The organism is Streptomyces sp. NPDC021115 (assembly GCF_044333065.1).
Taxonomy (GTDB): domain Bacteria; phylum Actinomycetota; class Actinomycetes; order Streptomycetales; family Streptomycetaceae; genus Streptomyces.
This window is the reverse complement of record NZ_JBIRQF010000004.1, coordinates 225,817-250,713: the sequence shown is the minus strand read 5'-3', so window position 1 is coordinate 250,713 and position 24,897 is coordinate 225,817. Positions and strand designations below refer to the sequence as shown.

General features: G+C 69.4%; 29 protein-coding genes and 1 tRNA gene. 23 read left to right on the top strand and 7 right to left on the bottom strand.

Features of this window, described 5'->3' with window-relative positions:
• Positions 1-33 precede the first annotated feature (33 nt).
• Positions 34-120 (top strand) — tRNA-Ser (locus tag ACH4TL_RS15100).
• A 146-nt stretch (positions 121-266) separates the two neighbouring features.
• Here ACH4TL_RS15100 and ACH4TL_RS15095 read toward each other — a convergent pair.
• Positions 267-1,022: a GntR family transcriptional regulator gene (locus ACH4TL_RS15095; RefSeq protein WP_398314142.1), complete on the bottom strand. Its 756-nt coding sequence runs from the start codon at positions 1,020-1,022 to the stop codon at positions 267-269.
• Positions 1,023-1,101: 79 nt separating this feature from the next.
• Here ACH4TL_RS15095 and ACH4TL_RS15090 point away from each other — a divergent pair, with 79 nt between their 5' ends.
• The 5 genes from ACH4TL_RS15090 (at position 1,102) to ACH4TL_RS15070 (ending at position 5,164) form a co-directional block, all read left to right on the top strand.
• A complete protein-coding gene (locus ACH4TL_RS15090) occupies positions 1,102-1,380 on the top strand; it encodes a hypothetical protein (RefSeq protein WP_398314140.1) in 279 nt (92 codons plus the stop codon).
• A 13-nt stretch (positions 1,381-1,393) separates the two neighbouring features.
• A complete protein-coding gene (locus ACH4TL_RS15085; protein WP_398314138.1) occupies positions 1,394-1,687 on the top strand; it encodes a hypothetical protein in 294 nt (97 codons plus the stop codon).
• A gap of 269 nt (positions 1,688-1,956) precedes the next feature.
• Positions 1,957-2,247: a hypothetical protein gene (locus ACH4TL_RS15080; RefSeq protein WP_398314900.1), complete on the top strand. Its 291-nt coding sequence runs from the start codon at positions 1,957-1,959 to the stop codon at positions 2,245-2,247.
• Positions 2,248-2,519: 272 nt separating this feature from the next.
• Positions 2,520-3,896 carry a hypothetical protein gene (locus ACH4TL_RS15075; RefSeq protein ID WP_398314136.1) on the top strand — a complete coding sequence of 459 codons (1,377 nt, stop codon included), beginning with the start codon at positions 2,520-2,522 and terminating at the stop codon, positions 3,894-3,896.
• 473 nt (positions 3,897-4,369) lie between these two features.
• A complete protein-coding gene (locus ACH4TL_RS15070; protein WP_398314135.1) occupies positions 4,370-5,164 on the top strand; it encodes an NUDIX domain-containing protein in 795 nt (264 codons plus the stop codon).
• On the opposite strand, the gene ACH4TL_RS15065 is transcribed toward ACH4TL_RS15070, so the two are convergent.
• Entirely contained in the window at positions 5,148-6,191 is a 1,044-nt protein-coding gene (locus ACH4TL_RS15065; protein WP_398314898.1) for an XRE family transcriptional regulator, read from the bottom strand. The genes ACH4TL_RS15070 and ACH4TL_RS15065 overlap by 17 nt on opposite strands.
• A 425-nt stretch (positions 6,192-6,616) precedes the next feature.
• On the opposite strand from ACH4TL_RS15065, the gene ACH4TL_RS15060 reads away from it, so the two are divergent.
• The 11 genes from ACH4TL_RS15060 to ACH4TL_RS15010 all read left to right on the top strand — a co-directional run bounded on the left by ACH4TL_RS15060 (position 6,617) and on the right by ACH4TL_RS15010 (position 13,028).
• Positions 6,617-6,964, top strand: coding sequence for a hypothetical protein (locus tag ACH4TL_RS15060; RefSeq protein WP_398314133.1), 348 nt, complete (start codon positions 6,617-6,619; stop codon positions 6,962-6,964).
• A gap of 2 nt (positions 6,965-6,966) precedes the next feature.
• A complete protein-coding gene (locus ACH4TL_RS15055) occupies positions 6,967-8,319 on the top strand; it encodes an FtsK/SpoIIIE domain-containing protein (protein WP_398314131.1) in 1,353 nt (450 codons plus the stop codon).
• Positions 8,320-8,403: 84 nt separating this feature from the next.
• Positions 8,404-9,084 (top strand): DUF2637 domain-containing protein, encoded by a 681-nt coding sequence (locus ACH4TL_RS15050; protein ID WP_398314129.1) that lies wholly within the window; start codon positions 8,404-8,406, stop codon positions 9,082-9,084.
• 22 nt (positions 9,085-9,106) lie between these two features.
• Positions 9,107-9,301, top strand: a complete 195-nt coding sequence (locus ACH4TL_RS15045; RefSeq protein WP_398314127.1) for a hypothetical protein — start codon at positions 9,107-9,109, stop codon at positions 9,299-9,301.
• Position 9,302: 1 nt separating this feature from the next.
• The gene (locus tag ACH4TL_RS15040; RefSeq protein WP_179935397.1) at positions 9,303-9,494 is read left to right on the top strand and encodes a mobile element transfer protein; all 192 of its coding nucleotides are present in this window, start codon (positions 9,303-9,305) and stop codon (positions 9,492-9,494) included.
• Positions 9,495-9,508: 14 nt separating this feature from the next.
• Entirely contained in the window at positions 9,509-9,664 is a 156-nt protein-coding gene (locus ACH4TL_RS15035; protein ID WP_109376597.1) for a hypothetical protein, read from the top strand.
• Between the two features lie 21 nt (positions 9,665-9,685).
• The gene (locus ACH4TL_RS15030) at positions 9,686-10,009 is read left to right on the top strand and encodes a SpdD-like protein (RefSeq protein WP_398314125.1); all 324 of its coding nucleotides are present in this window, start codon (positions 9,686-9,688) and stop codon (positions 10,007-10,009) included.
• Between the two features lie 89 nt (positions 10,010-10,098).
• Positions 10,099-10,284, top strand: a complete 186-nt coding sequence (locus tag ACH4TL_RS15025; protein WP_398314123.1) for a hypothetical protein — start codon at positions 10,099-10,101, stop codon at positions 10,282-10,284.
• The gene (gene repSA, locus ACH4TL_RS15020) at positions 10,259-11,638 is read left to right on the top strand and encodes a replication initiator protein RepSA (RefSeq protein ID WP_398314121.1); all 1,380 of its coding nucleotides are present in this window, start codon (positions 10,259-10,261) and stop codon (positions 11,636-11,638) included. The genes ACH4TL_RS15025 and repSA overlap by 26 nt, the downstream gene beginning before the upstream one ends.
• Before the next feature lie 2 nt (positions 11,639-11,640).
• Complete coding sequence (locus ACH4TL_RS15015) at positions 11,641-11,850, top strand: helix-turn-helix domain-containing protein (protein ID WP_046085260.1); 210 nt, start codon at positions 11,641-11,643, stop codon at positions 11,848-11,850.
• Positions 11,850-13,028, top strand: a complete 1,179-nt coding sequence (locus ACH4TL_RS15010; protein ID WP_398314119.1) for a tyrosine-type recombinase/integrase — start codon at positions 11,850-11,852, stop codon at positions 13,026-13,028. The genes ACH4TL_RS15015 and ACH4TL_RS15010 overlap by 1 nt, the downstream gene beginning before the upstream one ends.
• Positions 13,029-13,648: 620 nt before the next feature.
• Here the strand turns inward: ACH4TL_RS15010 and ACH4TL_RS15005 are convergent.
• The 4 genes from ACH4TL_RS15005 to ACH4TL_RS14990 form a co-directional block, all read right to left on the bottom strand.
• Entirely contained in the window at positions 13,649-14,623 is a 975-nt protein-coding gene (locus ACH4TL_RS15005) for a CU044_5270 family protein (protein WP_398314117.1), read from the bottom strand.
• Positions 14,616-15,233, bottom strand: coding sequence for an RNA polymerase sigma factor (locus tag ACH4TL_RS15000; protein WP_398314116.1), 618 nt, complete (start codon positions 15,231-15,233; stop codon positions 14,616-14,618). The genes ACH4TL_RS15005 and ACH4TL_RS15000 overlap by 8 nt, the downstream gene beginning before the upstream one ends.
• 132 nt (positions 15,234-15,365) lie before the next feature.
• Entirely contained in the window at positions 15,366-16,484 is a 1,119-nt protein-coding gene (locus tag ACH4TL_RS14995) for an MFS transporter (RefSeq protein WP_398314114.1), read from the bottom strand.
• Positions 16,485-17,045: 561 nt separating this feature from the next.
• Entirely contained in the window at positions 17,046-17,948 is a 903-nt protein-coding gene (locus ACH4TL_RS14990; protein ID WP_398314112.1) for an SDR family oxidoreductase, read from the bottom strand.
• Between the two features lie 128 nt (positions 17,949-18,076).
• Here ACH4TL_RS14990 and ACH4TL_RS14985 point away from each other — a divergent pair, with 128 nt between their 5' ends.
• Positions 18,077-18,643, top strand: a complete 567-nt coding sequence (locus ACH4TL_RS14985; RefSeq protein ID WP_398314110.1) for a TetR family transcriptional regulator — start codon at positions 18,077-18,079, stop codon at positions 18,641-18,643.
• Between the two features lie 32 nt (positions 18,644-18,675).
• Here the strand turns inward: ACH4TL_RS14985 and ACH4TL_RS14980 are convergent, their stop codons facing one another.
• Complete coding sequence (locus tag ACH4TL_RS14980) at positions 18,676-19,575, bottom strand: bifunctional DNA primase/polymerase (RefSeq protein ID WP_398314108.1); 900 nt, start codon at positions 19,573-19,575, stop codon at positions 18,676-18,678.
• Between the two features lie 414 nt (positions 19,576-19,989).
• On the opposite strand from ACH4TL_RS14980, the gene ACH4TL_RS14975 reads away from it, so the two are divergent.
• The 5 genes from ACH4TL_RS14975 to ACH4TL_RS14955 are packed head-to-tail and all read left to right on the top strand — an operon-like array spanning position 19,990 to position 24,881.
• On the top strand, positions 19,990-21,225 hold the full coding sequence (locus ACH4TL_RS14975) for an acyl-CoA dehydrogenase family protein (protein WP_398314106.1): 1,236 nt from the start codon (positions 19,990-19,992) through the stop codon (positions 21,223-21,225).
• Entirely contained in the window at positions 21,222-22,172 is a 951-nt protein-coding gene (locus tag ACH4TL_RS14970; RefSeq protein WP_398314104.1) for a bifunctional MaoC family dehydratase N-terminal/OB-fold nucleic acid binding domain-containing protein, read from the top strand. The genes ACH4TL_RS14975 and ACH4TL_RS14970 overlap by 4 nt, the downstream gene beginning before the upstream one ends.
• Positions 22,172-23,290 (top strand): acyl-CoA dehydrogenase family protein, encoded by a 1,119-nt coding sequence (locus tag ACH4TL_RS14965; RefSeq protein ID WP_398314102.1) that lies wholly within the window; start codon positions 22,172-22,174, stop codon positions 23,288-23,290. Before ACH4TL_RS14970 ends, ACH4TL_RS14965 begins: the two co-directional genes overlap by 1 nt.
• On the top strand, positions 23,287-23,718 hold the full coding sequence (locus tag ACH4TL_RS14960; RefSeq protein WP_398314100.1) for a MaoC family dehydratase: 432 nt from the start codon (positions 23,287-23,289) through the stop codon (positions 23,716-23,718). The genes ACH4TL_RS14965 and ACH4TL_RS14960 overlap by 4 nt, the downstream gene beginning before the upstream one ends.
• Positions 23,715-24,881 carry a lipid-transfer protein gene (locus ACH4TL_RS14955; RefSeq protein WP_398314098.1) on the top strand — a complete coding sequence of 389 codons (1,167 nt, stop codon included), beginning with the start codon at positions 23,715-23,717 and terminating at the stop codon, positions 24,879-24,881. The genes ACH4TL_RS14960 and ACH4TL_RS14955 overlap by 4 nt, the downstream gene beginning before the upstream one ends.
• Positions 24,882-24,897 lie beyond the last annotated feature (16 nt).

Genomic DNA, 24,897 nt, shown 5'->3' with positions numbered 1-24,897 from the left:
TAGGCTGATCCCCGCGCCCCCAACGGGGCGCGGGGAGGCTTGCCCGAGCGGCCTAAGGGAACGGTCTTGAAAACCGTCGTGGCAGCGATGTCACCGTGGGTTCAAATCCCACAGCCTCCGCAAGTGAACGGCCCCTGACCAGGCAAGACGGTCGGGGGCCGTCGCCATGCGTGCTCCCCACCAAGCGCCGCCGTTCCCCATGATTCCCCGACCGGTCGGGCACGGAAGGGGCACGGTCGCGCCCCGGCTGAGAGGGCCCTCGCCGACTACCGATTGATCGGAATCTCGTACACGATTTCGCAGTGAGCGGCGGGTACGACGATGTCCGCCGTCTCCACGGGCCGCCCCTGGTCGCTGTAGTACGTCCGCCGGATGTGCGTGACGAGCGCGGCCTTCTGGATGCCGAGAAGTGATGCCTCCTCAGCGGTCGCCTGCCTGGGCTCCGGCTGCTCTACGGCATGGCTGACGGTGATTCCGATAGCGGCCATGCGGTTCACGACTCCCGCCCCGGCGTGCGGCCCTCCCTCAGGAAGGACGACGAGGGTGCCTGCGGTGAGGTCATACGGCTCCCAACTCGTCGACACCTGCACCGGCCTGCCGTCGGCCAGGAACTCGTACGACGTCCGGACGCACAACTCGCCCTCGGCGATACCGAGTCGCGCTGCGATGTCCGCCGGGGCCGACACCTTGGCGTCGGTCCGGCTCTCCCAGTCGCCGTGCTTGCCGACGGCTCTCATGTCCGCGCGGAACGGCGACCCCTCGGGCTGCTCACGCGCTGACGACCGGACAACGCGCACCCGCTGCCGGGGCTCGGCGACGTAGGTGCCCGATCCGGCTCGGCCCTCCAGCACACCCTGGGAGATCAGCAACTCCTGCGCCCGGCGGACCACGTTCTCGCCCACCCCGCACTCCTGGCCGATCTGGGCGCGGGACGGCAGGCGGTCCCCTGGCTCCCATACGTGCTCCGCGATCCGCCGCCGGAGTTCGTCGGCGACGCGGAGATAGGGCGGCTGCTCAGGCATATGGAAAATCTAGTCCACTAGCTCTAATCTAGTTAACTAACTTCACTGAAAGTGATCGCCAGTTGACGGAGGCTGCCCTGTGCCCGCTTCGGGAGTTAGCGCGGCGGCCATCGCCGCCCGGCTGTCCGCCGTCGGGCTCCCCACACGCATGGAGGAGCACGCCCGATTCACATCGGTCGAAGCGGAGGTGCCGGAATCACTCTCCGCCGAGTCATGGAAGGAGGTCCTGGCGGCGCTGGCTGAGGCCGATCGGTTCGGGCTCCTCGCCACCTGCCGGAACGGCCGCACTCTCCGGGCGGTCGTAAACAAACCGGTCCCCACGACGGGCGATGTCGGGGGACCGAGCCATCAGCGATAGGAGCTGATTCAGCGTGCTCAACCGTATCCGCCGTGCCGTCTCCCTCACCAGGGCGCGGCACTTCTCCAAGGGCAGGCACCGCCGCCCCTTAACGCCCTCCCGACCGCCGGTAGCTGACGAACCGACGCTCACCCTGCCGCGCGTCTCCGACTGGCCGAGGCACCGCTACTCGCTCGCAGGCGAGGAAACCGCGCTCGTCCGCCCGTACGTGCTGGCCTGGGAAAGGCGCGCACGACAGCACCCGACGGTTGTCGTCGCTCCCCATCTGTCGACCGAGGCCCGGTCGGCCCTTCTGGGGGCCTACTGATGCCCTCTCGACGGCAGACCCACAGCCCGGCCCCCTCGGCTGTCCCCTACCGCTCGCCCGCCTGCCGGATCGGCACGCACGGCGCCTGCACGGAGTCCTCCCCGGCTTCGGCGCCGGTCGACGTGCCGCTGATCTACGAGGCCTGTGGCTGCCCGTGTCACTCGGCGTCCGGCCAGGCCGGGCCAGCCAGAGGCGAAGCAATGAGCGACTGGGCACCCGGCGGTGCACCGACATCCAGTAGCGAGATCCACCGAGAGGCAGACGCGGGGATGACTGCGCAGAACGAACTGAGGCTTCTCCCGTGGGTTGGGCCAGAGGGCAAGCCGTGTTACCTGGACACCGACGACCGGGAGGGCTACATGTCCCGCTTGGCGGACCATATCGAGGCGGTGCAACTCGGGATGGCTGCCGAACTGCTCGGGCAGACAGTTCAGGTACTCGACGATGAGACCGAAGATCTGGAGAAACTAAGGCTCGTCTCCGGGCAGTTGGTAGGCGCGTTGCGGGACGTGCTGCGCGTGGCGACCAGTCGTGGAAGCCGTCTGGCAACGCCCGATTAGTGCTGCGAGGAAAGACCGGTCGCTTCCGCGACGGCCTCTGCCTGGCAACCCGTGTTCAGCGGAGAAGGGAGGCCTCGGACGCCCTTCGAGGCCTCCCTTCTCCGACATCCGCTTAACAGTTCGATTGCTGGTTGCCTCGGTGCCGCTGAGCGCGGGGTGAGGGCCCGTGGCTGGGCGTGTGGGTGGTCTTCCGGGTCTCTCCTCTACCAAGAGAAATGGCAACTCATGCAAACACGTAGCGGAGATCAAGCTGTGTGTGCCATCGTGTGTGAATGCTGCGTAGAATCAACAGATGGGCACGAGTAAAGTCGCACCCGGTCGATGCGGTGCAAGTCCTCACCAGTAAACTGCCCGCGACTTATCAGCCGATCATTCGACCGCTCATTCAGCGCCAGTCTGAATTGTTCGGGGTGCCGCAGTCAGCCTTCACTGGTGGTGGTGCTAGCTCGTATGCCCACTCGTCTTTTTCTGCCGAGGAAGACGTGATCGATGCTGAGATTTACGCGTTCGGCAGTGTTCTAATTATTCTGTGCGTTTCCGAGTCATTGCGCCTCAGTCGTGAGCGTAATAGCGAAGGCGAGATCGTAACTACTGAGGAAAAGAACTCCACGCTTCGCGTTACCTATGCAGTTCCCTTCGTTGATGACCCTGACGTCGCAGAATTCGAAAGGGTTATTGCTGAGGTTTGGGGCGAGATTGAGTTCCGGGAACCGCCGTCGCGGAGTCGGCGGCTGCGAGAAATGGCACAAGGTAAGTCGAATACCACTCGGCTACCTACCGACGAAGAGCTGGACGCGGCTGATGCATTGTCAGACAAGTCCGTGCGCAGGCTGGCTATAGCGATCAAGTCGTCTAGCGGCCTGCTGCTGGGCGATGCGCCGAAGCAGATCCCAACCAGGGAGCGGGGACGCATTGACACTATCGTTCAGCTGCTCATCGATAAGGGGCTGGTTGGCACTGAAATTGTTGTGATTTGTCGAGACTCTTCTGCTCAGGTAAATCGCGTTGCGACGGCCGATGTGTTGAATGGCCTAGATGAGCAGGGTATTCGGTGTGCCTGCGGGCGTCCACTATCAGAAGAAAAGCACGAAAAAGCGCTCAGTGTAACTGACTTCGCTCGGTCCATGCTTGACGGCAGTGCCTGGCTTTCCATTTTGGTGCTGCAACACTTGCTCGACTTTGGCGTGCCTATCCAGAGTGTTCGAATGGAGCAGGAGTATTCCGGGGAGGAAGTGGACTGTGTGGCAGAGATTTATGGTCGCCTTGTGCTGTTCGAGCTCAAAGATAAGGAGTTCAATCTAGGGAATGCCTATTCCTTCGGCGCTAAGGTCGGGATTTTTAGGCCGGATGTACCCGTAATTGTCACTACAGAGAAAGTCGGGGCCGATGCGCGGGACCACTTTGCAAGATCGGCTGTTGCTGACCGGCGAGCCAGGAGATACGCGACGGAAGACCCGGTTGGAGATGGGGGCATTAAATTCATTGAGGGACTAGATAGCCTCAAGGCCGGGATTGAAGGAATCGTGACCGAGATTGCGAGCGCTGCACTGGCGCCGCAACTTCGCGCAGCGCTTTCTTTCTCAAGCGCAACCCCTGCGGCTTTGTTGGCTGCTTGGGCGGGTGTAGAACGTCCATCGACTCCTGAGTAGTTGGCCAGAGAGGTCGGTGGAGCGGCTTTGGGCTGGAGCTGCTTTGGGGTGAGAGATCATGGCCCCGTAAGCTTCCGGCGCGTCGGGCAGTCTGTGGACCTGCCCGTTAAAGCACGACGTTGGGGCCATGATCTTAGAGGCTCGCCCCAAAGTGGCTGCCTAAAGCCGTGGAGCCGACCGGCCCCAGCCACGACGTACCCCCTTCTCTGACATCAGGCGGTTGATCGCTGTGCGCGCGGCACGGGCGGCGGCCGGGCTGGAGCGGGGCGGAGACAGGAGCGCAGGCCCGGCCGGGGGCCGTGCCGCGCGCGGGGAGCGGAGCGAGCCGCCTTGATCGAGTAGGGAAAGTTCTACCGCGCTCCGGCGGGTCGTCTTGGTCGATCGGTGCCTACTCACGTGAGTAGGCACACGGATACTCTGGTTTTAGGTACGTGCGCAACTAAAATCAGCGACGGCAGGAGTGTGCTGACCGGATGGGACCGAAGTCGGAGCGGGTCTACCTCACGATTCGCGAGTGGATCGCTGCGGGCAAGTACTTGCCAGGTTCCAAGCTCCCGTCCGAGCGGACCCTGTCGGAGGATCTGGAGATCGGCCGTACAGCCCTGCGCCAGGTGCTGGCCAAGCTCGTTGCTGAAGGCGTCGTCGAGGTGCACGGCCGTAGCTCCTACCGGGTGCCGGATCGGTCAGTGACCACCGAAGCGCCGACGGACGTCGAGCCCTGGAAGATCCACGGTGAGCGGACGGTGTACGACAACCGATGGGTGAAGCTGAACCTCGTTGACGTGGAACCGCCCGGCGTGCAGCGCTTCGAGCACCATGTCGTCAAGCTGCACCATGTGGCCATCGCCGCCGTGATCGATGACCAGGACCGGGTGCTCATGATGTGGCGGTACCGCTTCGTCCCTGACTCCTTCGGCTGGGAGCTGCCGGGCGGCATTGTCGATCCGGGGGAGGAACCTCTTCAGACCGCCTTGCGCGAAGTCGAGGAAGAGACCGGCTGGCGGCCGGACGCCTTGCAGCATGTGGTCACCTACCAACCCATGGTCGGCATGGTCGACTCGCCGCATGAAATCTTCGTCGGTCATGGGGCGAAGCTCGTTGGTGAGCCGACCGATCTGGAAGAGGCCGGGCACATCGCTTGGGTGCCTCTGTCCGACATTCCCGGGCTGATGGCTCGTGGTGAGCTGATGGGGTCCGGCACCTTGGTCGCCCTCCTGCATGTGCTCGCTTCGCGGGGTGTCGGCGCGTCGCCTACAACCGCTGAGTGAGCTGCTCGATCCGGCGCCTGTGACGTACTGACCGGGTTCGGCTTGCCACCAGTTGGGCTTGCCGCAAGTGCTTCTGCGCCTGGTCGTGCTCGCCGCGGGCCAGGTGGGCCTGGGTCAAGTCGCAGTGGAGTCCCGCCGATGCCCTGATGAACGTGGGGTCGGTCGTCTCCAGTGCGGCGTACAGGTTGCCCACTGCTTCCGCGTCGCCGATCAGGGCGAGAGCACTCCCGCGCCACCTGGTGAGGTGGCCTTCGTTCAGGAAGATGCTCAGCATGTCCGGGTCGCGGGCGTCCTCTCCTGCGGGCAGGTGTCGCGTCGCGAGTTCAAGAGCTTGCTGACACTCGGCCTGAAGCCCAGCTCGGGCGCAGATTTCCGCCTCGGCTGCGTACAGCCAAGCCCTGAGGCGTGGAGACATGCCCTTTCCACCGAGCCGTTGTGCGTCTCGAACCAGATGCACCGCCATCTCAGGACGTCCGGCGTCACACAGCACGTATGCCTGCTCGGCGGTGGCGTGCGCGAGGTACATGGGCTCCTCGGCCTCCTGGGCGGCGCGCTTCCCCAGCTCGTAGTGACGCCAGGCTCGTTCCACGGCTCCGACGTCGAGGGCCTGCCAAGCCGCCAAGGTGGCTGCTCCGGCCAGAGCCAGGGCGACCGGGCGTCGGGTGTCCGGGAGTACCGCGAAGGTGAGGGCGTCTTCCAGCCGTGTCAGGTGTGAAGTCATCTGGTCGACCAGGCTGGCGGCGCCCATCTGCCGGTCGATGGTCCGGAGCAGTTCGGTCTGGTCCATGAACGTCTCGACCATCGTCAGGCTGACGTTCTTGGCCTCGTCGATCCGGCCAATCAGCTCGTCGTACCCGTCAGCCGTGGCGAGCGCCAGAGGCGACTGTGATCCGCCCGCCAGCTCGTCGTCGGTGATCCCGAGCAGCGCGCGGAGGATCTTGGCGTAGTGGTTGGAGATCGTCCGTCGGCCGTTCTCCCACTCGGATACGTACACTCGCAAACTCGCGGTTGAGGCGACGGTGATCATGTGCTGGCGCGCATGACGTTCGATCTCCCGCACAAGACGCTCTTGTGACCACGCTCGTGCCGTCCTCGCTGCTTTGAGTCCACTCATCGCGTACTGCCGCTCCGCGTCGGGGGTGTTGAGCCGTAACAGCAGCATGCCTTACATCGGCCCAGGTCGGCAGGGGTTAACGGGTCTGCTGTTAACCCCTGTTGTCTACCCAGACGTTGCTCGGCGCGCTTCCCTGGAACTGTCGCAGTCAGGCGAGTTGGGACGCCGGATCAACGACGATGCTTGACATCTGGTGCGCACCAGATGCAACCTTCTGGTGCGCACCAGTTGGAAGCGCGAACACTCCGCAGGTTTGCTGCGGCATTTCATCAACGTTCAGGAGCGGCGACCCACCGCCAAGCAAGTACGCCGCTCCCGCCCCTGAAGGGACCTCCATCATGCGTCAGATTCCCGTCGACACGTCCGCCGCGACCGTGATGGTCGCCAAGCCCGCCCAGCCGAAGATCCGTGACCGCCGTACCGGTGAGATCGCCTTGGACGCGGACGGTGTGAAGCTGATGACCGTGGACGTGATGTTCGCGGCAAACGACGACGTCGAGATCCTGTCCGTCGCCGTCCCGGAGACCGGCATCTCCGGTGACCTGGCCATGGGCACCCCGGTCGCGCTCACGGGCCTGATCGCCCGGCCATGGGAGAACGAGTTCAACGGTCAGAAGCGGCACGGGATCGCTTTCCGCGCCGTCGCGGTCACCTCGCTCGCCGCCTCGGGCGCGCAGGCGGCCTGATCATGACCTGGCTCATGGTCGCTGTGGTGGTCGTCGCTGCTGCGGGTCTCCTGCGGTGGCGGCGCCCCGCCTGGTACTGGCTTTCCCTCGGCGTCACCTTCGCCACCGTGCGGGTCCTGGTCCGCTACGCCTCGGTCATGGACGCCTGCGGGCTGACCGTCCCGCCCGCCCGGTGGCGCCTGGCCCTGGCTCGGATGGCTGGTCGGGAGGCGCCGGAGTCCCGCCCGCCGCGCATCCTGCGTCTGCGCCCGACCCGCACCGGCCTGGTGCTGCGGCTCAAGCTCAAGCCCGGACAGGACGCCTTCGACGTCGCCGCCGCCACCGACCGGCTCCGCCACTCCTTCGGCCTGTACGGGGTCACCTCCCGTGAGATCCGCTCGGGTGTGGTGGAGGTGCGGATGACCGGCTACGACGTGCTCAAGCGGGTGCAGATGCCCGCCCGGCTCGATACCCGGCCGATGCGCGTCCCGGTCGCCCTGCGAGAGGACGGCTCGGTGCACTACCGCGACTACCGCGCCGTCCCACACGGGCTGACCCTCGGGGCTACGGAGTCCGGCAAGTCCGTCTACCAGCGCAACCTGGTCGCCGGGCTCGCCCCGCACCATGTCGCCCTGGTCGGCATCGACTGCAAGCAGGGCGTGGAGCTGTTCCCCCTGGCCCGCCGGTTCTCCGCCCTTGCCGACAACCCCGACACCGCGCTGGAGTTGCTGGAGGCGCTGGTGATGCACATGGAGGAGGTGTACCAGCTCATCCGGGCCGAGCAGAGGATCAGCGTCGCCGTGCCGGACGCGGAGATCGCCGCCGACATCTGGGACCTGCCCGAGGACATCCGGCCGGTACCGGTCGTGGTCCTGGTCGACGAGGTCGCCGAACTCGCCTTGTACGCCACCAAGGATGAGGAGAAGCGCCGGGACCGGATCATCACCGCCCTCATCCGCCTCGCCCAGCTCGGCCGCGCGTCCGGCATCTACCTGGAGATCTGCGGGCAGCGCTTCGGCTCCGAACTCGGCAAGGGCATCACCATGCTCCGCGCCCAGCTCACCGGCCGCACCGCCCACCGTGTCAACGACGAAACGTCCGCCAACATGGCCTTCGGCGACATCGCCCCCGATGCCGTGCTGGCCGCGATCCAGATTCCGGCCGAGACGCGCGGCCTGGCCATCGCGGCCGATTCGATCGGCGGCTGGCACCGCGTCCGGGCCCCGCACACCTCGCTGCGCGAGGCCGTGAACATCTGCAACAAGCACGCCCACCACACCCCTGACGTGCCCGCCTTGGCGGCCTTCCGTCCCACCACCGCAGCGGTGCCCTCGGCCCGGGTCCGGTTGTCCAAGACAGCCCCCGCTTCCGCCTGACCCTCACCTCTCTTCCGGTCGGCGTGACCGTCTTCGCGCCAGGTCCCTACCCCTCCCATGCCTGACGACAGGAAGGAACCCGTGATGGCCCGCCCGCGTGTCGACGCCGTCCTGGTCCAGGCGGTCATTGCCGGGGCGCTGTCCTTCGCCCACCTGCACGATCTGGCCGCTGCTGCCGGACAGGACGGCTGGAAAGCCTGGGCCTACCCGATCAGCGTCGACCTGCTCCTGGTCGCCGCCTGGCGACGACTGCGCACCGGCGGACCCACCCGGCTGGCCTGGTGCTGGTTCCTCATCGCCCTGGCCGCCTCCCTCGGCGCCAACGTCGCCACCGCCGGACTCCTCGACATGCACCACGTCCCTGCCTGGCTGCGCATCCTCGTCGCCGCCTGGCCCGCCCTCGCCTTCATGGGCGGCACTCTCCTCGCCCACACGACCGCTCACGAGGAGCCGGAAGCGTCTGCGGACCCTGAATCGGCAACTCAGCCCCCGGCCGTCGAGGACGGCCCAAAGGCCGAACCCGCACTCGGGCCGGTGGCCGACGTCGAGGAACCCGCCGCGCCTCCCGCCTCCGAGCCCCAGCCCGCCCCCGCACCGCCCGCTGCTCCCGCCGCGCCGGTCCCGGTCGCGCTGGTCGACCACGCCCGCAAAGTCGCCGACGACCACCACGCCCGCACCGGGGGCCCGATCGACACCGACACCCTCCGCGCCCGTCTCGGCGTCCCGCCCCATCTCGCCGACGCCATCGCCGCCCAGCTCGCCTGACCCCGAAAGGAAGCGACGTCCCATGACCCGCGACCCGGCTGACTTGACCGCTGCCGACTACCTCGACGGCGCCCGCGAGATGGCCGCCGCCGACCGGCCCTTCCTCGCCCACCTGCTCGCCGAGGAAGCCGCCCAGCGCACCACTGACCCGGCCACCGCCGCCGGTATCCGCGCCAGCTTCCCCGACCCGACGGCCACACGAACGGAGACCGACTGAGATGCCCGCACGCGACCACTTCCACTCGGTGATGCGGATCGGCCCGGTGCAGATCGGCACCCACCGCGACCGGCACGGCCGCACTGTGCACGCCGCCGTGTGCACCAACGACCGCTGCGGCTGGTCCGCCGACTACTCCAGCCGGTCCGCCGCCCAGCTCGCCGCCCGCACCCACCGCTGCCGCATCAACTGACCGGAGGTTCTGCCATGGACGTCCCGCTCTGGCTCGCCCTGATCGTCGTCGGCTGGCTCGGCGTCAAGCTCATCCGTCCGCCCTGGTGGCTCATCGCCGTACTCCTCCTCGGCGGCTACCTCCTCGCCGACAGCCTGTTGGCCCCCGTCATCGACACCGCCGTCAAGTAACCCCAGGAAGGGGAACAGCCCATGCTCCGGCCCAAGCACCCGACCATGCCCCAGCCCACCGGCCTGGTCACTCCGCAGACGTCGACTGGCATCCAGCCGACCACCATCACCCCTGGAACTCCAGTCCCGCCGCCGATACCCAACGCCCCGGCCTCTACCCGACCGGTCGTGCAGCTCACGCCCGGCACCGCCATAGCCCTCGTCGGTGGTGGTACGGCCGTGGTCCTGGTCGTGGGCGCCGTGCTGGTCTCCATGCTCCTGGCCGTCGCCGTGACCGGTGTTTCGGTCGCCGTCTGCTCCGTCGTCCTGCGCTCCCTGCTCGCCTCCGACACCAAGCGTCGCTGACCGGCGCCCGGGCGGCTCCGATACCGCCAAGCATCCGCCGCCCGGGCGCCGTCCCTACCCGATCCACTGAACCGGAAGGAAGTCCCAGCATGCCGCAGCGCACCAGCCCGACGCCTCGCACCTGCCCGAGCTGCGACGGCTTCGCCTCCGTCGCCATCACCACCGGCGGACGCGACCAGTGCGGCCACCTCCACACCATCACCGCCGACTGCCCGGCCTGCCACGGCACCGGCAACCGCATCGTCCGTCGTGACCAGGAGGGCGCCCGTGTCTGACGTGCTCGACCCGACCACCCTCGGCGACCTGCTGAGGGTGGCTTCGGCCCCTGACTACACCCGCTGGGAAGACCAGATCCGCCGTACCGGCGGCTGCGCCGACCCCATCCACCTGCGCGGCTGGGTGACCCAAAAGGACAAGACAACCGGTGCCACCCTGCACCACTACACCACCGCTAACGAGCCGGGCGGACGGCTCCGCGTCGCCTGCGGCAACCGTCGCGCCTCCCGATGCCCGGCCTGCGCCTGGACCTACGCGGGCGACACCTACCACCTCATCCGTGCTGGTCTGGCCGGGGACGACCGCCGAGACATCCGCGCCACCGTCCGCAACCACCCCCGCGTCTTTGCCACCCTCACCGCTCCCTCCTTCGGCCCGGTCCACAACCGCCCGGACCGTGGCGCTTGCCGCTGCGGTACCCACCACGCTCCGGACGCACCTGAGCTGAGCACTGCCCTCGATCCGGCCACCTACGACTACGCGGGCGCCGTGCTGTTCAACAACCACGCCGGGCAGCTCTGGCAGCGCTTCACCAACCGGCTACGCCGCGAGATCGCCGCCCGTGCTGGCATCACCCAGCGAGAGCTGAAGGGGTGCGCCCGCCTCTCGTACGGCAAGGTCGCCGAGTTCCAGAAGCGCGGCGCCATCCACTTCCACGCCGTCATCCGCCTCGACGGCCCCGGCGGGCCCAACACCGAGCCACCGTCCTGGGCCACCGTGCGGCTCCTCACCGACGCCATCCACGCCGCCGCCACGCACGCCTACACCTCCGTCTCGGTCCCGGCCGTCGAGGACCAGCCCGCGCGCACCTTTCGTTGGGGCACCCAGCTCGACGTCCGCCCCGTCAAGGCGTTTGGCGACGACTCCGACATCACCGAACAGGCCGTCGCCTCCTACGTCGCCAAGTACGCCACCAAAGCCGCCGAGACCACCGGCACCCTGGACCGCCGCATTGCCGAACTCTCCGAACTCGACCGCCACCAGGTCCCCGACCACGCTCGTCGCCTGATCGAAGCCTGCAAGTGGCTCGACCCGCTCTACCCTGACCGCCGCCTGTGGGCCTGGGCGCACATGCTTGGCTTCCGAGGCCACTTCTCCTCCAAGTCCCGCCGCTACTCCACCACCCTGGGCGCCCTGCGCCAGGCACGCGCCGACTTCCGGGCCGCCCAAGAGGCCGCAGCCCTCGGCCTGGACGACGTCGAGCCGGACACCGTCCTCGTCCTGGCCGACTGGCAGTACGCCGGGCACGGCCACACCCCCGGCGAAGAAGCCCTCGCCGCCACCATCCACCGCGGCCTGCAACTCAACCGCGAGACAGCTCGTGACGCACTGGCGAACGAGGGGGAGTGGTGACCATGGACCGGCTCCTCACCGTGTACGAGGTCGCCGAGCGGCTGGGTACGGGCGTCCGTTTCCCCCGCCGACTCATCGAGGAACGCCGCATCACCTTCGTGAAGGTCGGTCGGCACGTCCGCATACCTGAAAGCGCCGTGGAGGCGTTCGTGGGTGCCAACACCGTGGAACCGATCGCCCTTCGGCCTACCGGGCTCAGGAGGGCTGCCTGATGGCTGGCAAGCGCAAGTCCCGCCGGGATTTCGGACGAGTCCGCAAGCTGCCCTCCGGCCGGTTCCAGGCTCGGTATCCAGGACCTGACGGTGTCCTGCGTCCGGCGGATCGAACCTTCGCGACCTCGACGGACGCTGATCGCTGGCTGATACGGAAGCGCATTGAGATCGAAGAGGGACGCTGGCTCGATCCGGTCGAGGGGCAGACGACCGTGCGTGACTGGGCGGCCCGCTGGCTCGCTGCCGTCTCGCCGCAGCTCAAGCACAAGACTCAGGCTTCGTACCGCTCGCTGATCAACTCGCTGATCAATCCGGCGCTCGGGGACCGCGAACTGTCGACCCTCCGGCCGATCACGATCGCTGAGTGGGTCGGTGCCATGAAGACCAAGGGGCTCAGCGCTTCCCGCATCCGGCAGGCGTACCGGGTCCTGTCGCAGATCATGCGGGCGGCTGTCGACAACGACATGATCCCGCAGACGCCGTGCCGGGGCGTGAAGCTGCCTCGGATGCCGCAGACCGAGCCACACATCCTCACGCCGCTCGAAGCCTCCCGGATCGTACGGAGTGCGGAGAAGCCGCATGACTTGTTGATCGCGCTCCTTGCGTACGCGGGACTGCGCGTCGGCGAGGCGTTCGCCCTCCGCCGCGTGGACATCGATGTGCCCGGCGGCTTCGTCCTGGTCGACGAGAACCTGGCGGAGGCCAACGGTGCCTTGGTCTTCGACACACCGAAGTCCCACCAGAAGCGGCTCCTGCGAGTCGGCCCGTCGCTCGCGAAGCGGCTCGGCGGACACCTGGACGCCCTGCCCGGCGGGGACGACGCGCTCCTGTTCACGACTCCCGGTGGCAAGCCGCTCCGCTACAACCAGTGGCGCAAGGCGTACTTCGACCCCGCCGTGTCGGCAGCCGGGCTGACCGACGTGACCCCACATGATCTGCGCGCCTCACATGGAACGTGGGTCGCCGATCAGTACGGCGTGATGACCGCCGCTCACCGGCTCGGCCACTCGAACGCGAGCGTCACGACCCGGCACTACGCCCGGCCGGTCGCCGGTCGTGATGACCAGGTGGCCGAAGCGGCGGACTCCTGGCTCAGCGGGCACGACCACGCCCTTGGGGCACGTAGCGGGCACGATGACGATGACGACGGCTCCTCTGGGGCGCTCGCACCCGTCTGACCTGCGGCGGAGCGCCCCGCCGGGCAAATCGTCGAGAGATCTTGAAAACCGTCGTGGCAGCGATGTCACCGTGGGTTCAAATCCCACAGCCTCCGCGCAGGTAGGAAAAGCGCAGGTGAGAGGGGGGCCCGGAGAATCCGGGGCCCCCTCTCACGCGCTTCCTGTCTCAGCCTCTCCCGCCTGAATCCCAGCGTTGACCAGCGTGCGCGGCCAACCTGCGGCCAGATCGAGTACCGATGTCCGGATGGCTAGACCAGGGTGCTGCCGGTGTTCCGCATCATCTGCCGGAGCACCTTCAGTGCTGTGACGTAGTCGGCGTCATCGATCAGTTGGTTCACCCGGTGCTGCTGCCCGCGCAGCAGCTTCGCCTAGAACTTCCAGAGCGATGCTGTGCCCGGCCCGCCGGGCGACATCCACCGGATGCACGCCCGCCTTGATCCACAGCGAGATGCCCGCGTGCCGCGCCGCGTACGGCACCTCGGCGAGCGGCGTATGGACCTCGGCGGCGGGAAGAGCCCCGCGCCGGGCCTCCTGCCAGTCCCACGTGAGAGGGGCGGTCTCCACGAGACCGCCCCTGACCGGCCATCAGCCGGATACGCGTTCTGGAGTGCTCAGGGGGCCTAGGGGCGCTGCTTCAAGCGGTCGACGATCGCCCAGTCCGCCACGTGCGACAGCTGGATGTACGTCTTCTTCCCGGAACGCGAGGTTCGCTCGTCGCGGAAGCCCAGGAAGTCATAGGACTCCGGGTCGAAGATGAGGTATTTGCCCTTCTCGGACGGGCGCTTGGGGTAGGAGATCCCCACTCCGGTGCGCCCGGCGGAGTCCTTCATTCCCGGGGTCGCCTTGACCCCCGGCACCAGGGCCAGCGCCTCGTACGCGGCGGGACGCAGTCCCTCGGGCAGCACCGGCCACTTCAGGAGCTCGCCGAGCATGAAGTAGGCGTCGTACCAGTCCCACGCGGTGAAGTCGCCGATCGGCTTGCCGGACGTGCCGACGCCGATGATGGCCCGGATGAGCTTCTCCGGGTCGGTGGGCAGCTTCTTCAGCTTGCTCCACTCCCGAGGCGGCCACACGCCCTCGTTCTTCCCCATGGGCTTCTCCCAGATCACCCGGCCGAGCTCCATGGTCAAAGATCGCTTGGAGCCGTCCACCGAGTCCCAGTTCACGTCCACATAGGTCTTGACCGCGCCGGTCTTCCGCTCCGTCTCCTTGATGATCCGCTTCCAGTAGATGAACTGGTCGTCGCGCGGCGCCACGGGCTTCTCGTGCTTACTCGCCCGCGCCGCCGCCCCGTTCAGCACCGTCACGGCGGCGGCGTTGCGCATCTGCGGGGCGTTCGTGCCCGCGCGGGCGGTGCGGCCGCCCTCGTCGGCGCCGTCCGCGGCGATCAGTACTGCCGTGCCCGTAACCGCCATGGTGACCACTGCGGCTGTTGCGAGGCGCAGCGCGTGGCGGCGGCTGGGTGTGGTGTCGGGGTGCCGCTCCGTACCTGTCATCGTGTTGAGCAGTCGGTGGCGGGCCCGCGCCCGGGCCGGTTCGGTGAGCGGGGCCGCGTCCGCGTTCCAGTCCCGCAGGAGTTCGAGTTCGTCAGTCATGGTCGGATGCCTCTCGCAGTGTCGTCGGATCGGATCCGCCCAACGCTTCGCGTAGTTTGCTGCGAGCCCGGTGCAGCCGTGATCTGACCGTGCCGATGGGGACACCGAGGGCCTGGGCCACCTCCTCGTAGCCGAGATCGCCCCACGCCACCAGCAGCAGCACGTCCCGGTGCCGCGCGGGCAGCCCGGCCAGTGCCGCTGCCAGCTCGCGGCGTACGGCCTGTGCCCCTACCCGGGCCGCAGCCCGGTCGGCCAGCGGCTCCTCGTGGTCGGCGGGGGCCGGGATACGGGCCAGGGCCTTGAACCGGCGGGCCTCGGCCCGCCGCTGCCGGCCGACCAGGTTGGTCGCTATGCCGAACAGCCAGGGCCGGGCGTCGTTGCCCGTGGCCCGCGCGGGGTTGTACCGGTGCCGCTGCTGGAAAGCGGTGGTGAAGGTCTCCGCCACGAGGTCGTCGGCCGACTCGCCGCCGAGCCTACGGGCCAGATAACGGTGTACCGCATCCGCGTGCCGGTCGAAGAGCACGGCGAATGCCTCGGGCTCATCCCGGGACCGCGCAATGACCGAGGCATCGCTCTCCGCCCCCCTGCGGACGCCTGGTTCGACGGTCATCGGGGCTCCTCTCGTTCTGGGGAACGCTCTGAAGGCTTGGGCTTTCATCTCTCCTTCGCCGGTCGCCCCCGGAGAGTTCCCTCGGGGCCCCTGGCCGCCGTTCGACCTGCGCGTGTGGACCAGGCCCAGCCGTCAGGAGACGGAGACGCCGGGGTATTCGCCGCGTCGGCGTGCCGCGGCGGTGCCGGTGAGCAGTGAGCCGAGTACGGCCACGGCGGAGAGCAGGAAGGTCGCCGTGTAGCTCACTTCGGCGAGGGCGCCCCCGAGCAGCCCTGCGGCGCCCACGGCGACGTCGAAGAAGGACGTGACGGCCCCGAGTGCGGCGCCTCGCTCTTCCTCCGGCGCGGTGTCGATGGTGATGAGGGCGAGGGCCGGGTAGAGCAGCGTGAATCCGCCCCCCGCGATCAGCGCCCCGACGGCCGCGACCCACAAGACGGGAGCGAAAGCGATGAGCACCATGCCGATCGCCTCCACCGAGGCGGAGACGACGATCACGGGCAGTGGGCCGATACGGTCCGGAACCCGGCCCGCGAGCAGGCGCACGCTCACGTACGCCGCGCTGAACAGGCTGATCAGCAAAGACCCGTTGCCGATACCGCGCGATGCGAGGGCGAGAGCTCCGAAGCTGGCGACCGACGCATAGCCGAAGGCACCGCAGCCGAGGGAGAGCCCGGGCAGCACGGAGGAGGGCGGCAGCAGACGGGTGGACACGGCGGTCCCCAGGCGCGCGCTGTTGGGCAGGAACGACAGCACACCGACGGACGCGGCGGGCAGCACCGCGGCCGTGACCCACACCGCGACGAACGAGCCGCTTCGGAAGACCGCTTCCCCCAACACCGGTCCGACGGCCAGGCCGGTCCACATGGCCAGCCCGTAGAACCCGACGATCTGTCCGCGGCGTTCCGCCGGCGTCAAGCACACGGTCCAGACGGAGCCCGCGGTGAAGAGCAGTGCTTCCCCCACGCCCATTACCAGTCGCGCCGCGAAGAGTCCCGGCAGTCCCAGCGGCAGGGCGTAGAGCCCGGCGACGACGATGATGACGGTGGCACCGAGCAGCATCACCGGCCTGCTGCCCCTGCGTTGGGCCAGCTGTCCTGCGTACGGACGCACCAGCAGGGCGACCACGCCCGAGAGGGTGAAGGCCGTCCCGACTTGGAACGCGGATCCGTTCAGTTCCTCGGTGACCAGCCAGGGAATGACGGGAATGACCAGTCCGAAGGAAGTGAAAGTACAGAACAATGCCGTGGCCACGCCAGCGAAGGTGCGTCCCCAGTCGGCCTTGGCACTATTCCGGGCAGAATCCTCAGCTGGTGCGCTTTGCGTCGCGGGTAATTCTTCGTCGCTCACATCCGCCTCCGTCAGCCCACTCCGCGGCCGTCTGCCGACAACATGGTTCCCGTGGCAAAGGCGGCCTGCTCAGGGGCGAGGAAGCAGGCCGGGGCGCCCAGGACGTGTGCTTGGCCGATCTTCCCCAACGGCAGCCCGTGTGCGCCAGCTGTCATTCGGGTGTTCCACCGAATGCGCTCAGGGTCTCCGGCCGTAGGGACCATTCCATAGCTGCGGCATATCGTCGGTGCGTATCTGATCGGGGGTTTCGTCGGCCTCGTTAGTTTGAGGCGGAGTTCGGGACAAAGAGGGACCCCGGCGGCCCTGCTCGAACGCGGCTTCTCGGCCAGGGCCCCGACCTGAGCCCGATGGCCCAGCGGGACTGCGGGCGACGGCGGCCCCGTAGGAACAGTGGGGGTGGGCGGAGCTCCGGAGCTCTGGACCTCTGGAGCCCCACCCACCCGGCGCCGTGGCGGAGGCGTCGGCTCAGGCAGCCGGGGTGCCGAAGTAGTGGCCGCGTTCGAGGTCGTCGATGAGGGTCGGGCCGGTGGGGTGCCAGTCCAGCAGGTCGCTGGTCAGGGCGTTGGACGCCCGGGCGTCGACGGCGAGGAAGCGGGCCAGCCAGCCGAAGTGGTCGCCCGCCTGCTCGGCGGGGACGGAGACCACCGGCAGGTCGAGGTGACGGCCGATCACCTCCGCGATGGTGCGGAGCGGTACGCCCTCTTCCGCGGTGCCGTGCAGCACGGATCCGGCCGGGGCCTTCTCCACGGCCAGCCTGAACAGCCGTGCGGCATCGAGGCGGTGGACCGCGGGCCAGCGGCTGGAGCCGTCGCCGACGTAGCCGGAGACGCCCTTCTGGCGGGCGATGTCGATCAGCATCGGGACGAAGCCGTGGTCGCCCTCGTCGTGGACGGACGCCGCGAGACGCACGATGGACGCACGGACGCCGCGTTCGGCGAGGGCCAGCGTCGCCTGCGCGCTGGCCTCCCGGGGGCCCGCGGCCGAGGGGTCGGGCCGGTCCCGCTCGGTGGCCACCGGTCCCGGGGTGCCGCCGAGCAGCCCGGAGGCGACGACGAGGGGGCGGTCGGTTTCCTCGAGCGCGGCGCCGAAGGTCTCGACGGCGCGCAGATCGGTCTTGACGGAGTTCTCGTAGTCGGAGAAGTCGTGGATGAACGCCAGGTGCACGACCCCGTCGGCGGCGGAGGCGCCCGCGTGCAGGCTGTCGGGGTCGTCGAGGGAGCCGCGGTGCACCTCGGCACCGGCTGCGGCGATGGCCTCGGCCGAGGCGTTCGAGCGGGCGAGGCCGAGGACCTGATGGCCCGCGCGGAGAAGTTCGGGAACGACGGCGGAGCCGATGAAGCCGGACGCGCCGGTGACGAACAAACGCATCAGTGAGACCTCCGGATGGTGGGCCGTGCCGGGCGCGCAGGGCGCATCCCGGACCAGCCGATGTCAGTCGCTGTCATCGAAGCGTACCACCGCGATGTCAGTGACTGTCATCGCGTAGGATCGCGGTCATGGGTCGATGGGAGCCGGGCGCGCGTGAGCGGCTCGAACGGGCGGCATTGGAGCTCTACGTCGAACGGGGCTTCGAGCAGACGACGGTCGTGGACATCACCGATCGGGCGGGCCTCACCGAACGGACGTTCTTCCGTCATTTCGCCGACAAGCGCGAAGTGCTGTTCTCCGGCCAGACCGAGCTGCTCGGCGCCTGCGTGAACGCCATCGCCGGGGCGCCCGAAGCCGCGGCTCCCCTTGAGGCGGTGGCCGAGGGCCTGCACGTGATCTCCGCCGGTGTGCAAGAGCGCCGCGAACACTCCCGGCAGCGCCAGGCCGTGATCGCCGCGAACGCCGGGCTCCAGGAGCGCGAACTGCTGAAGCTCGCCGCGCTCGCCTCCGCGACGGCCGACGCGCTACGCCGACGTGGCGTCACGGAGCCGACGGCCAGTCTGATCGCCGAGACCGGGGTCGTGGTCTTCAAGGTCGCGTACGAGCGCTGGATCGGCGAACCCGACGGGCGGGCGCTGACCGACATCACCCGGGACTGTCTCGATGACCTCAGGGCCGCGGCCGCGCCGCGCTAGCCGTACGCACATCTCGCCCCGGCCCCGGTCGGTCACGCGACCGGCGGCAGGGGGCGGCCGGTGGTGCTGCGGGCCGCTGAGGCGACCGTGGCCTCCGCTTCGCGCCGGGTCAGGCCCGTGTGGAGCGCGGCTTCGACGAGGGCCGGGGCCAGTTCGTCCCCCGCGCCCGTCTCGTACGCCCGGCAGGCGGCCCAGAACAGCCGGTCGTTGCGCCGCCCCTCCTGGGACGCACGGACGAACCGTACGAGGGCGGCGTCGGGGCCTGGCGACGTACGGATCGGCGGATCGCTGTCCGGCAGCGTACGCACAGGCGTGCGCACCGGCGTGCGCGCCGGAGGTCGCAGCAGGCTGAGGAGCGCGGCTGGGGCGGGGGCGGGGCACCAGGCGGGGGAGCCGGGCGCGAGGCGGTAGTGGCCGCGCGCGGTGGCCGAGCCGGGGCCGACGAGGTAGCCGCCCGCCCCGCGGATGTCGATGCCGGGGGCGATCCGGCCGGCGGAGTTGGGGACCGCGAGCCCGGGCGGCCCGCACAGCCACAGGTGCCGCCCGCCGCCGGGGGTGAGCACGGTGACGGTGCGGGGGACGGCGAAGGCATACCGGCGGGCCAGCAGGGCGAAGGCGGCGGCGCCGTCGATGCGCGGTTCGTGCTTGAGGTCGAGGTCGACGCCGATGAGGTGGTGCGGGGCGCAGCCGCAGGCGATGCCGTAGCCGGTGGCCCAGGGGGCGGCGGCGAACAGCGCCCGGATCGTCTCCGGCTCGGCGGACGCGTCGTGGATGCCGTGGCCGAGCCGCCCGCAGGCGCCGCGGCAGGGAAGGGGGACGGGGGCGTGGTGGTGAGGGGAGCGCACTGCGGGCAGCTTCGCGCGGGTCAGTGGGATCACGCGGAAGCCATGGGCCGCGGCGGTGAGGGCATGGGCGAGTGGAGTGTTCGCCATGTCCTCCATTTTCGGACAAGTGTTTGATAAAGGGAAGGGCGTGGCGGCGCGTCGTGGCGTTACGGGGCGCGGGGGCGCGTCGAAGGTTTGAACGGAGTTCATCATGCTTGCGTGGTAATACGTCGTTCGGTGCGGTTCGTCGGCCGATCGATGGGCAACTTTCCGTCATGGCAGGTGTTCGCGCATGACCGAGGCGAGTGAGTAGTGGTGATTCATTGAGTGAAACGGGACGGGTGAGGTCGTTTACGACCGCGCGGCGGCGCTTCGGTGCCGCCGCGCGGTCGTGTTCGCCAGTGTTCACCGGCATTCGCCAGCGCTTGCCGGTGCTTGACAGCGTCAATTTATCTGACGGATAGTCAGAAAGCTTTCCGTGCGGTCGTACGACGATGTCGAGCCCAGGGGAGTCCGCTGCTCATGCACCTCGCCCCCACGCCCCGCCAGCGGCAGCTGCGCGAGGAACTCCGCTCCTACTTCCGCGAGCTGATCACGCCTGAGGTCCGTGCGTCCCTGCCGGGCGATCCGGCAGGCCAGCGACGGCTGTTGCGGCGGATCGGCGCCGACGGACTGCTCGGGCTCGGCTGGCCGACCGAGTACGGCGGCCAGGGGCGCGGCCCGGACGAGCAGTTCGTGTTCTTCGACGAGGCGTACCGGGCGGGCGCCCCGGTCTCCATGGTCACGCTCAACACGGTCGGCCCGACCCTGATGCGGTACGGCACCGAGGAGCAGAAGCGGTTCTTCCTGCCGCGCATCCTCAGCGGTGAGATCGTCTTCGCCATCGGCTACTCGGAACCGGAGGCAGGGACCGACCTCGCCTCGCTGCGCACGAGGGCCGTGCGCGAGGAAGAAGGGGAGGCCGGGAACGGGGAGCACAGGGCCTGGTTCGGCGCCGGTACCGGGTCCGGGCCCGGTACCGGATGGCGGATCGACGGCGCCAAGACCTTCACCAGCAACGCCCAGAACGCCGACTGGATCTGGCTCGCCTGCCGCACCGACCCGGAGGCGCCCAAGCACAAGGGCATCTCGATCATCCTCGTGCCGACCGACGCCCCCGGCTTCTCCTGGACGCCGATCGAGACGGTCGCGGGCCTGACCACGACCGCGACCTACTACGACGCGGTCCGCGTCCCGGCCTCCCACCTCGTCGGCGAGGAGAACGGCGGCTGGGGACTGATCACCACCCAGCTCAACCACGAGCGGGTCGCGCTCGCCGCCATCGGCATGCAGGCCGAGGACTTCTACGAGACCGTCCTCGCCCAGGCCCGCACCCCCGACCCGGACACCGGGGCCCGCCCCGGCGACCAGGACTGGGTACGGGCCCGGCTGGCGGAGGCGCACGCCCGGCTGGCGGCGACCCGGCTGCTCAACTGGCGGCTGGTCGGGGACGTGGGGTCGGGGACGCTGAGCCCGGGCGACGCGAGCGGCGTCAAGTTCGCGGGAACCGAAAGCGCGGTCGCGGTGTATCACCTGTGTCAGGAAATCGCGGGAGAGGCGGGGCTGATCCGGTCGGGATCGCCGGGAGCGTTCGGGGACGGCGAGCTGGAGCGGATGAACAGGGCCGCGCAGATCAACACCTTTGGGGGCGGGGCGAGTGAGGTGCAGAGGGAAATCGTGGCGACGATGCGGCTCGGCATGCGGCGGGGGCGGCGATGACCGCTGAGGCGAGCGAGTTGTACGAGAGGCTGCGGGCGTACGAGGGCCGGGTGGCGGCGAGCGGCGGCCAGGGCAGGGACCCGGTCAACGAGCCCATGATCAGGCACTGGTGTGAGGCGATGGGCGACACCAACCCCGCCTATCCGGGCATCGCACCGCCGACGATGCTCCAGGCATGGACGATGGGCGGGCTGGGCGGACATCCCGGCGGTTCGGCCCGGTCGGAGGCGTACGACGAGCTGCTGGCGCTGCTCGACGAGGCGGGCTGCACCTCGGTCGTCGCCACGGACTGCGAGCAGGAGTATCCACGGCCGCTGCGCCCGGGAGACCGGATCACTTTCGACGCGGTGATCGAGTCGGTGTCACCGCGCAAGACCACCAAGCTGGGCACGGGGCACTTCGTCACCACGCGGATGGACATTCGGGTGGGCGCCGAGCTGGTCGGGACGCATCGCTTCCGCATCCTCAAGTACGCGCCGGTGCGGCAGCGGCCGAAGGAGCAGAAACCGCAGCGGGAGCCGGATCAGAAGCCGGAGCAGGAGCCCAGGGCCAGGCGCCCGCGTCCCGTCATCAACCGGGACAACGCGGGATTCTGGGAGGGAGTCGCCGCCCACCGGCTGCTCATCCAGCGCTGCACCGGCTGCGGCACCCTCCGCTTCCCCTGGCTGCCGGGGTGCGGCGGCTGCGGTTCGCCGGAGTGGGACACGGTCGCGGCCTCCGGCGCGGGCACGGTGTTCAGCTATGTGGTCATGCACCATCCGCCCTTCCCCGCCTTCGACCCGCCGTATGCGGTGGGCCTGATCGAGCTGGCCGAGGGGGTCCGCATCGTCAGCAACATCACGGGGGTGCCGTACGACAAGGTGCGCATCGGGATGCCCGTCGAGCTGGAGTTCCTGCGGGCCGACGACGAGCTGGAGCTGCCCGTCTTCCGAGCGGCGGTGGCCTGATGGACTTCACACCCACCATGGAGCAGCAGGCCGCCCGGGACCTGGCGGCGGAGATCTTCGGCGATCTGTCCACCCATGAGCGGCTGTCGGCCCTCGGCACCGGTGTGGACGGCGAGCTGTGGAAGGCGCTCTGCGCGGCCGGGCTGCCCGCCGCGGTGGAGGAGATCGGCCTGGTCGGTCTGGTGCTGATGCTGGAGGAGCAGGGGCGGGTGACGGCCCAGGTGCCGTTCGCGGTGAGCTGCGCCTATGGCCTGCTGCCGGTCGCCGCCCATGGCACGGCGGAGCAGCGCGCGCGGCTGCTGCCCGCTCTGCGGGACGGTTCGGCGGTGGCGACGGCCGCCTACCGGGCCGCTTCCGGTCCACTCGGTACCCATCCGGCGGCTTCGGCCCGCCGGACCGCCGAGGGGTGGGCGCTGACCGGCACGTTCCCGGTGGTCCCCTGGTTGCGGGCCGCGACCCATGTGCTGGTCCCGGCGCTCACGGAGGAGGGGCACACCCGCTGCTTCCTGATCGAGCCCCAGGCGGCTCCCGGCCCGTCAGCCCCCGCCCGGAGCACCCCCGCCGTGCCCATCGTGACCGAGCCCGTCGAGACCACCGCGCCCTGGGCGGCAGGGCGGTTGACGCTCCATGACGCACCCGCCGAGCCGCTCGGTGACGACGGCGCCTGGGCCGATGTGCTCGGCAGGGCCCGCACCGCCTTCGCCGGATTGCAAGCGGGCGTCTGCCAGGGATCGGTGGCGCGGGTGGTCCATCACACCTCCGTCCGGGAGCAGTTCGGGCGCCCGCTCTCCGCCCAGCAGGGCGTACTGCTGCGCGCGGCGGATGCCCATATGGACACGGAGGCGATCCGGGTGACCGCCTACGAGGCGTCCTGGCGCTACGACCAGCGTCTGCCCGCGGCCACCCATGCGCTCACCACCGCCTGGTGGGCCTGTGAGGCGGGCAGACGGGTGGTCCACGCGGGGCAGCATCTGCACGGCGGCGTCGGCGCCGATGTGGAGCACCCGGTGCACCGGCACTTCCTGTGGGGGCGGCAGGTGGACGCGTATCTGGGCCCCGCCCCCGCCCTGCTGGCCGAGCTGGGCACCCTGCTCACGGAGGAGGCGGCGGCCGCATGACGGTCACGGTCCGTGCGGGCGAGGCGCTGCCCCCGCTGCACATCCCCATCACCCGGACGCTCATCGTCGCCGGAGCTCTCGCCTCCCGGGACTTCCAGGATGTGCACCACGACGCCGAGACGGCCAGAGAGAAGGGCTCTCCGGACATCTTCATGAACATCCTGACCACCAATGGCCTGGTCGGGAGGTATATCACCGACCACTTCGGGCCGCGGGCCCGTCTCCGGAAGGTCGCCGTCCGGCTCGGTGCTCCCAACTACCCCGGGGACGAGATGGTGCTGACCGGCGAGGTCACCTCGGTCGCCGACGGTACGGCGGAGGTCGCGGTGACCGGGAGGAACGGGATCGGCCGCCATGTGACCGGCACGGTCACGGTGGAGCTGCCCACCGGCTCACCCACCGGCTCACCGACCGGAGCGGTCCGATGAGCGCCCGCCGGCCGGACCGGCTCGGGGGGCGGGCCGCCGTCGTGGGCATCGGCGCCACCGAGTTCTCCAAGGACTCCGGGCGCAGCGAGCTGACGCTCGCGGCCGAGGCCGTCCGGGCGGCGCTGGACGATGCGGGGATCGCCCCGGCCGAGGTCGACGGGCTGGTCACGTTCACGATGGACACCAGCCCGGAGATCACCGTGGCCCAGGCGTGCGGCATCGGTGAGCTGACGTTCTTCTCCCGGGTGCACTACGGCGGGGGCGCCGCGTGCGCCACCGTGCAGCAAGCCGCGCTGGCCGTCTCCACCGGTGTCGCCGAGGTCGTCGTCTGCTACCGCGCGTTCAATGAGCGCTCCGGACGCCGCTTCGGATCCGGGGTGCAGCACCGCGAGCCGTCGGCAGAGGGGGCGGCGCTCGGCTGGTCGCTGCCCTTCGGTCTGCTGACCCCCGCCTCCTGGGTCGCCATGGCCGCGCAGCGCTATCTGCACACCTACGGCCTGACGCCCGAGGTCTTCGGCCAGGTGGCCGTCGTCGACCGCCGCCATGCCGCCACCAACCCGGCCGCGTATTTCCATGGCAAGCCGATCACCCTCGCCGAGCATGCCGCCTCCCGCTGGATCGTGGAGCCGCTGCGGCTGCTCGACTGCTGTCAGGAGACGGACGGCGGCCAGGCGGTCGTGGTCACCAGCGTCGAGCGGGCCCGCGACCTCCCCCGTCCGCCCGTCGTGATCACGGCGGCGGCGCAGGGCTCGGGCCGGGCGCAGGAGCAGATGACGAGCTTCTACCGGGACGACCTCTCGGGACTGCCGGAGATGGGGGTGGTCGCCCGGCAGCTGTGGAGCGGCAGTGGGCTGACCCCCGCCGACATCGATGTGGCCATCCTCTATGACCACTTCACGCCGTTCGTGCTGATGCAGCTGGAGGAGTTCGGCTTCTGCAAGCGGGGCGAGGCGGCCGAGTGCGTCGCCGAGGGCGCGCTGCCGCTCAACACCCACGGCGGGCAGCTCGGTGAGGCCTATCTGCACGGGATGAACGGGATAGCGGAGGCCGTCCGTCAGATACGCGGCACCTCCGTCAACCAGGTGTCGCACGCCTCCCGTGCGCTGGTCACCGCGGGCACCGGAGTACCGACATCCGGGCTCCTCCTCGGCGCAGACGGCTGAACCACGCGCGTGTCTG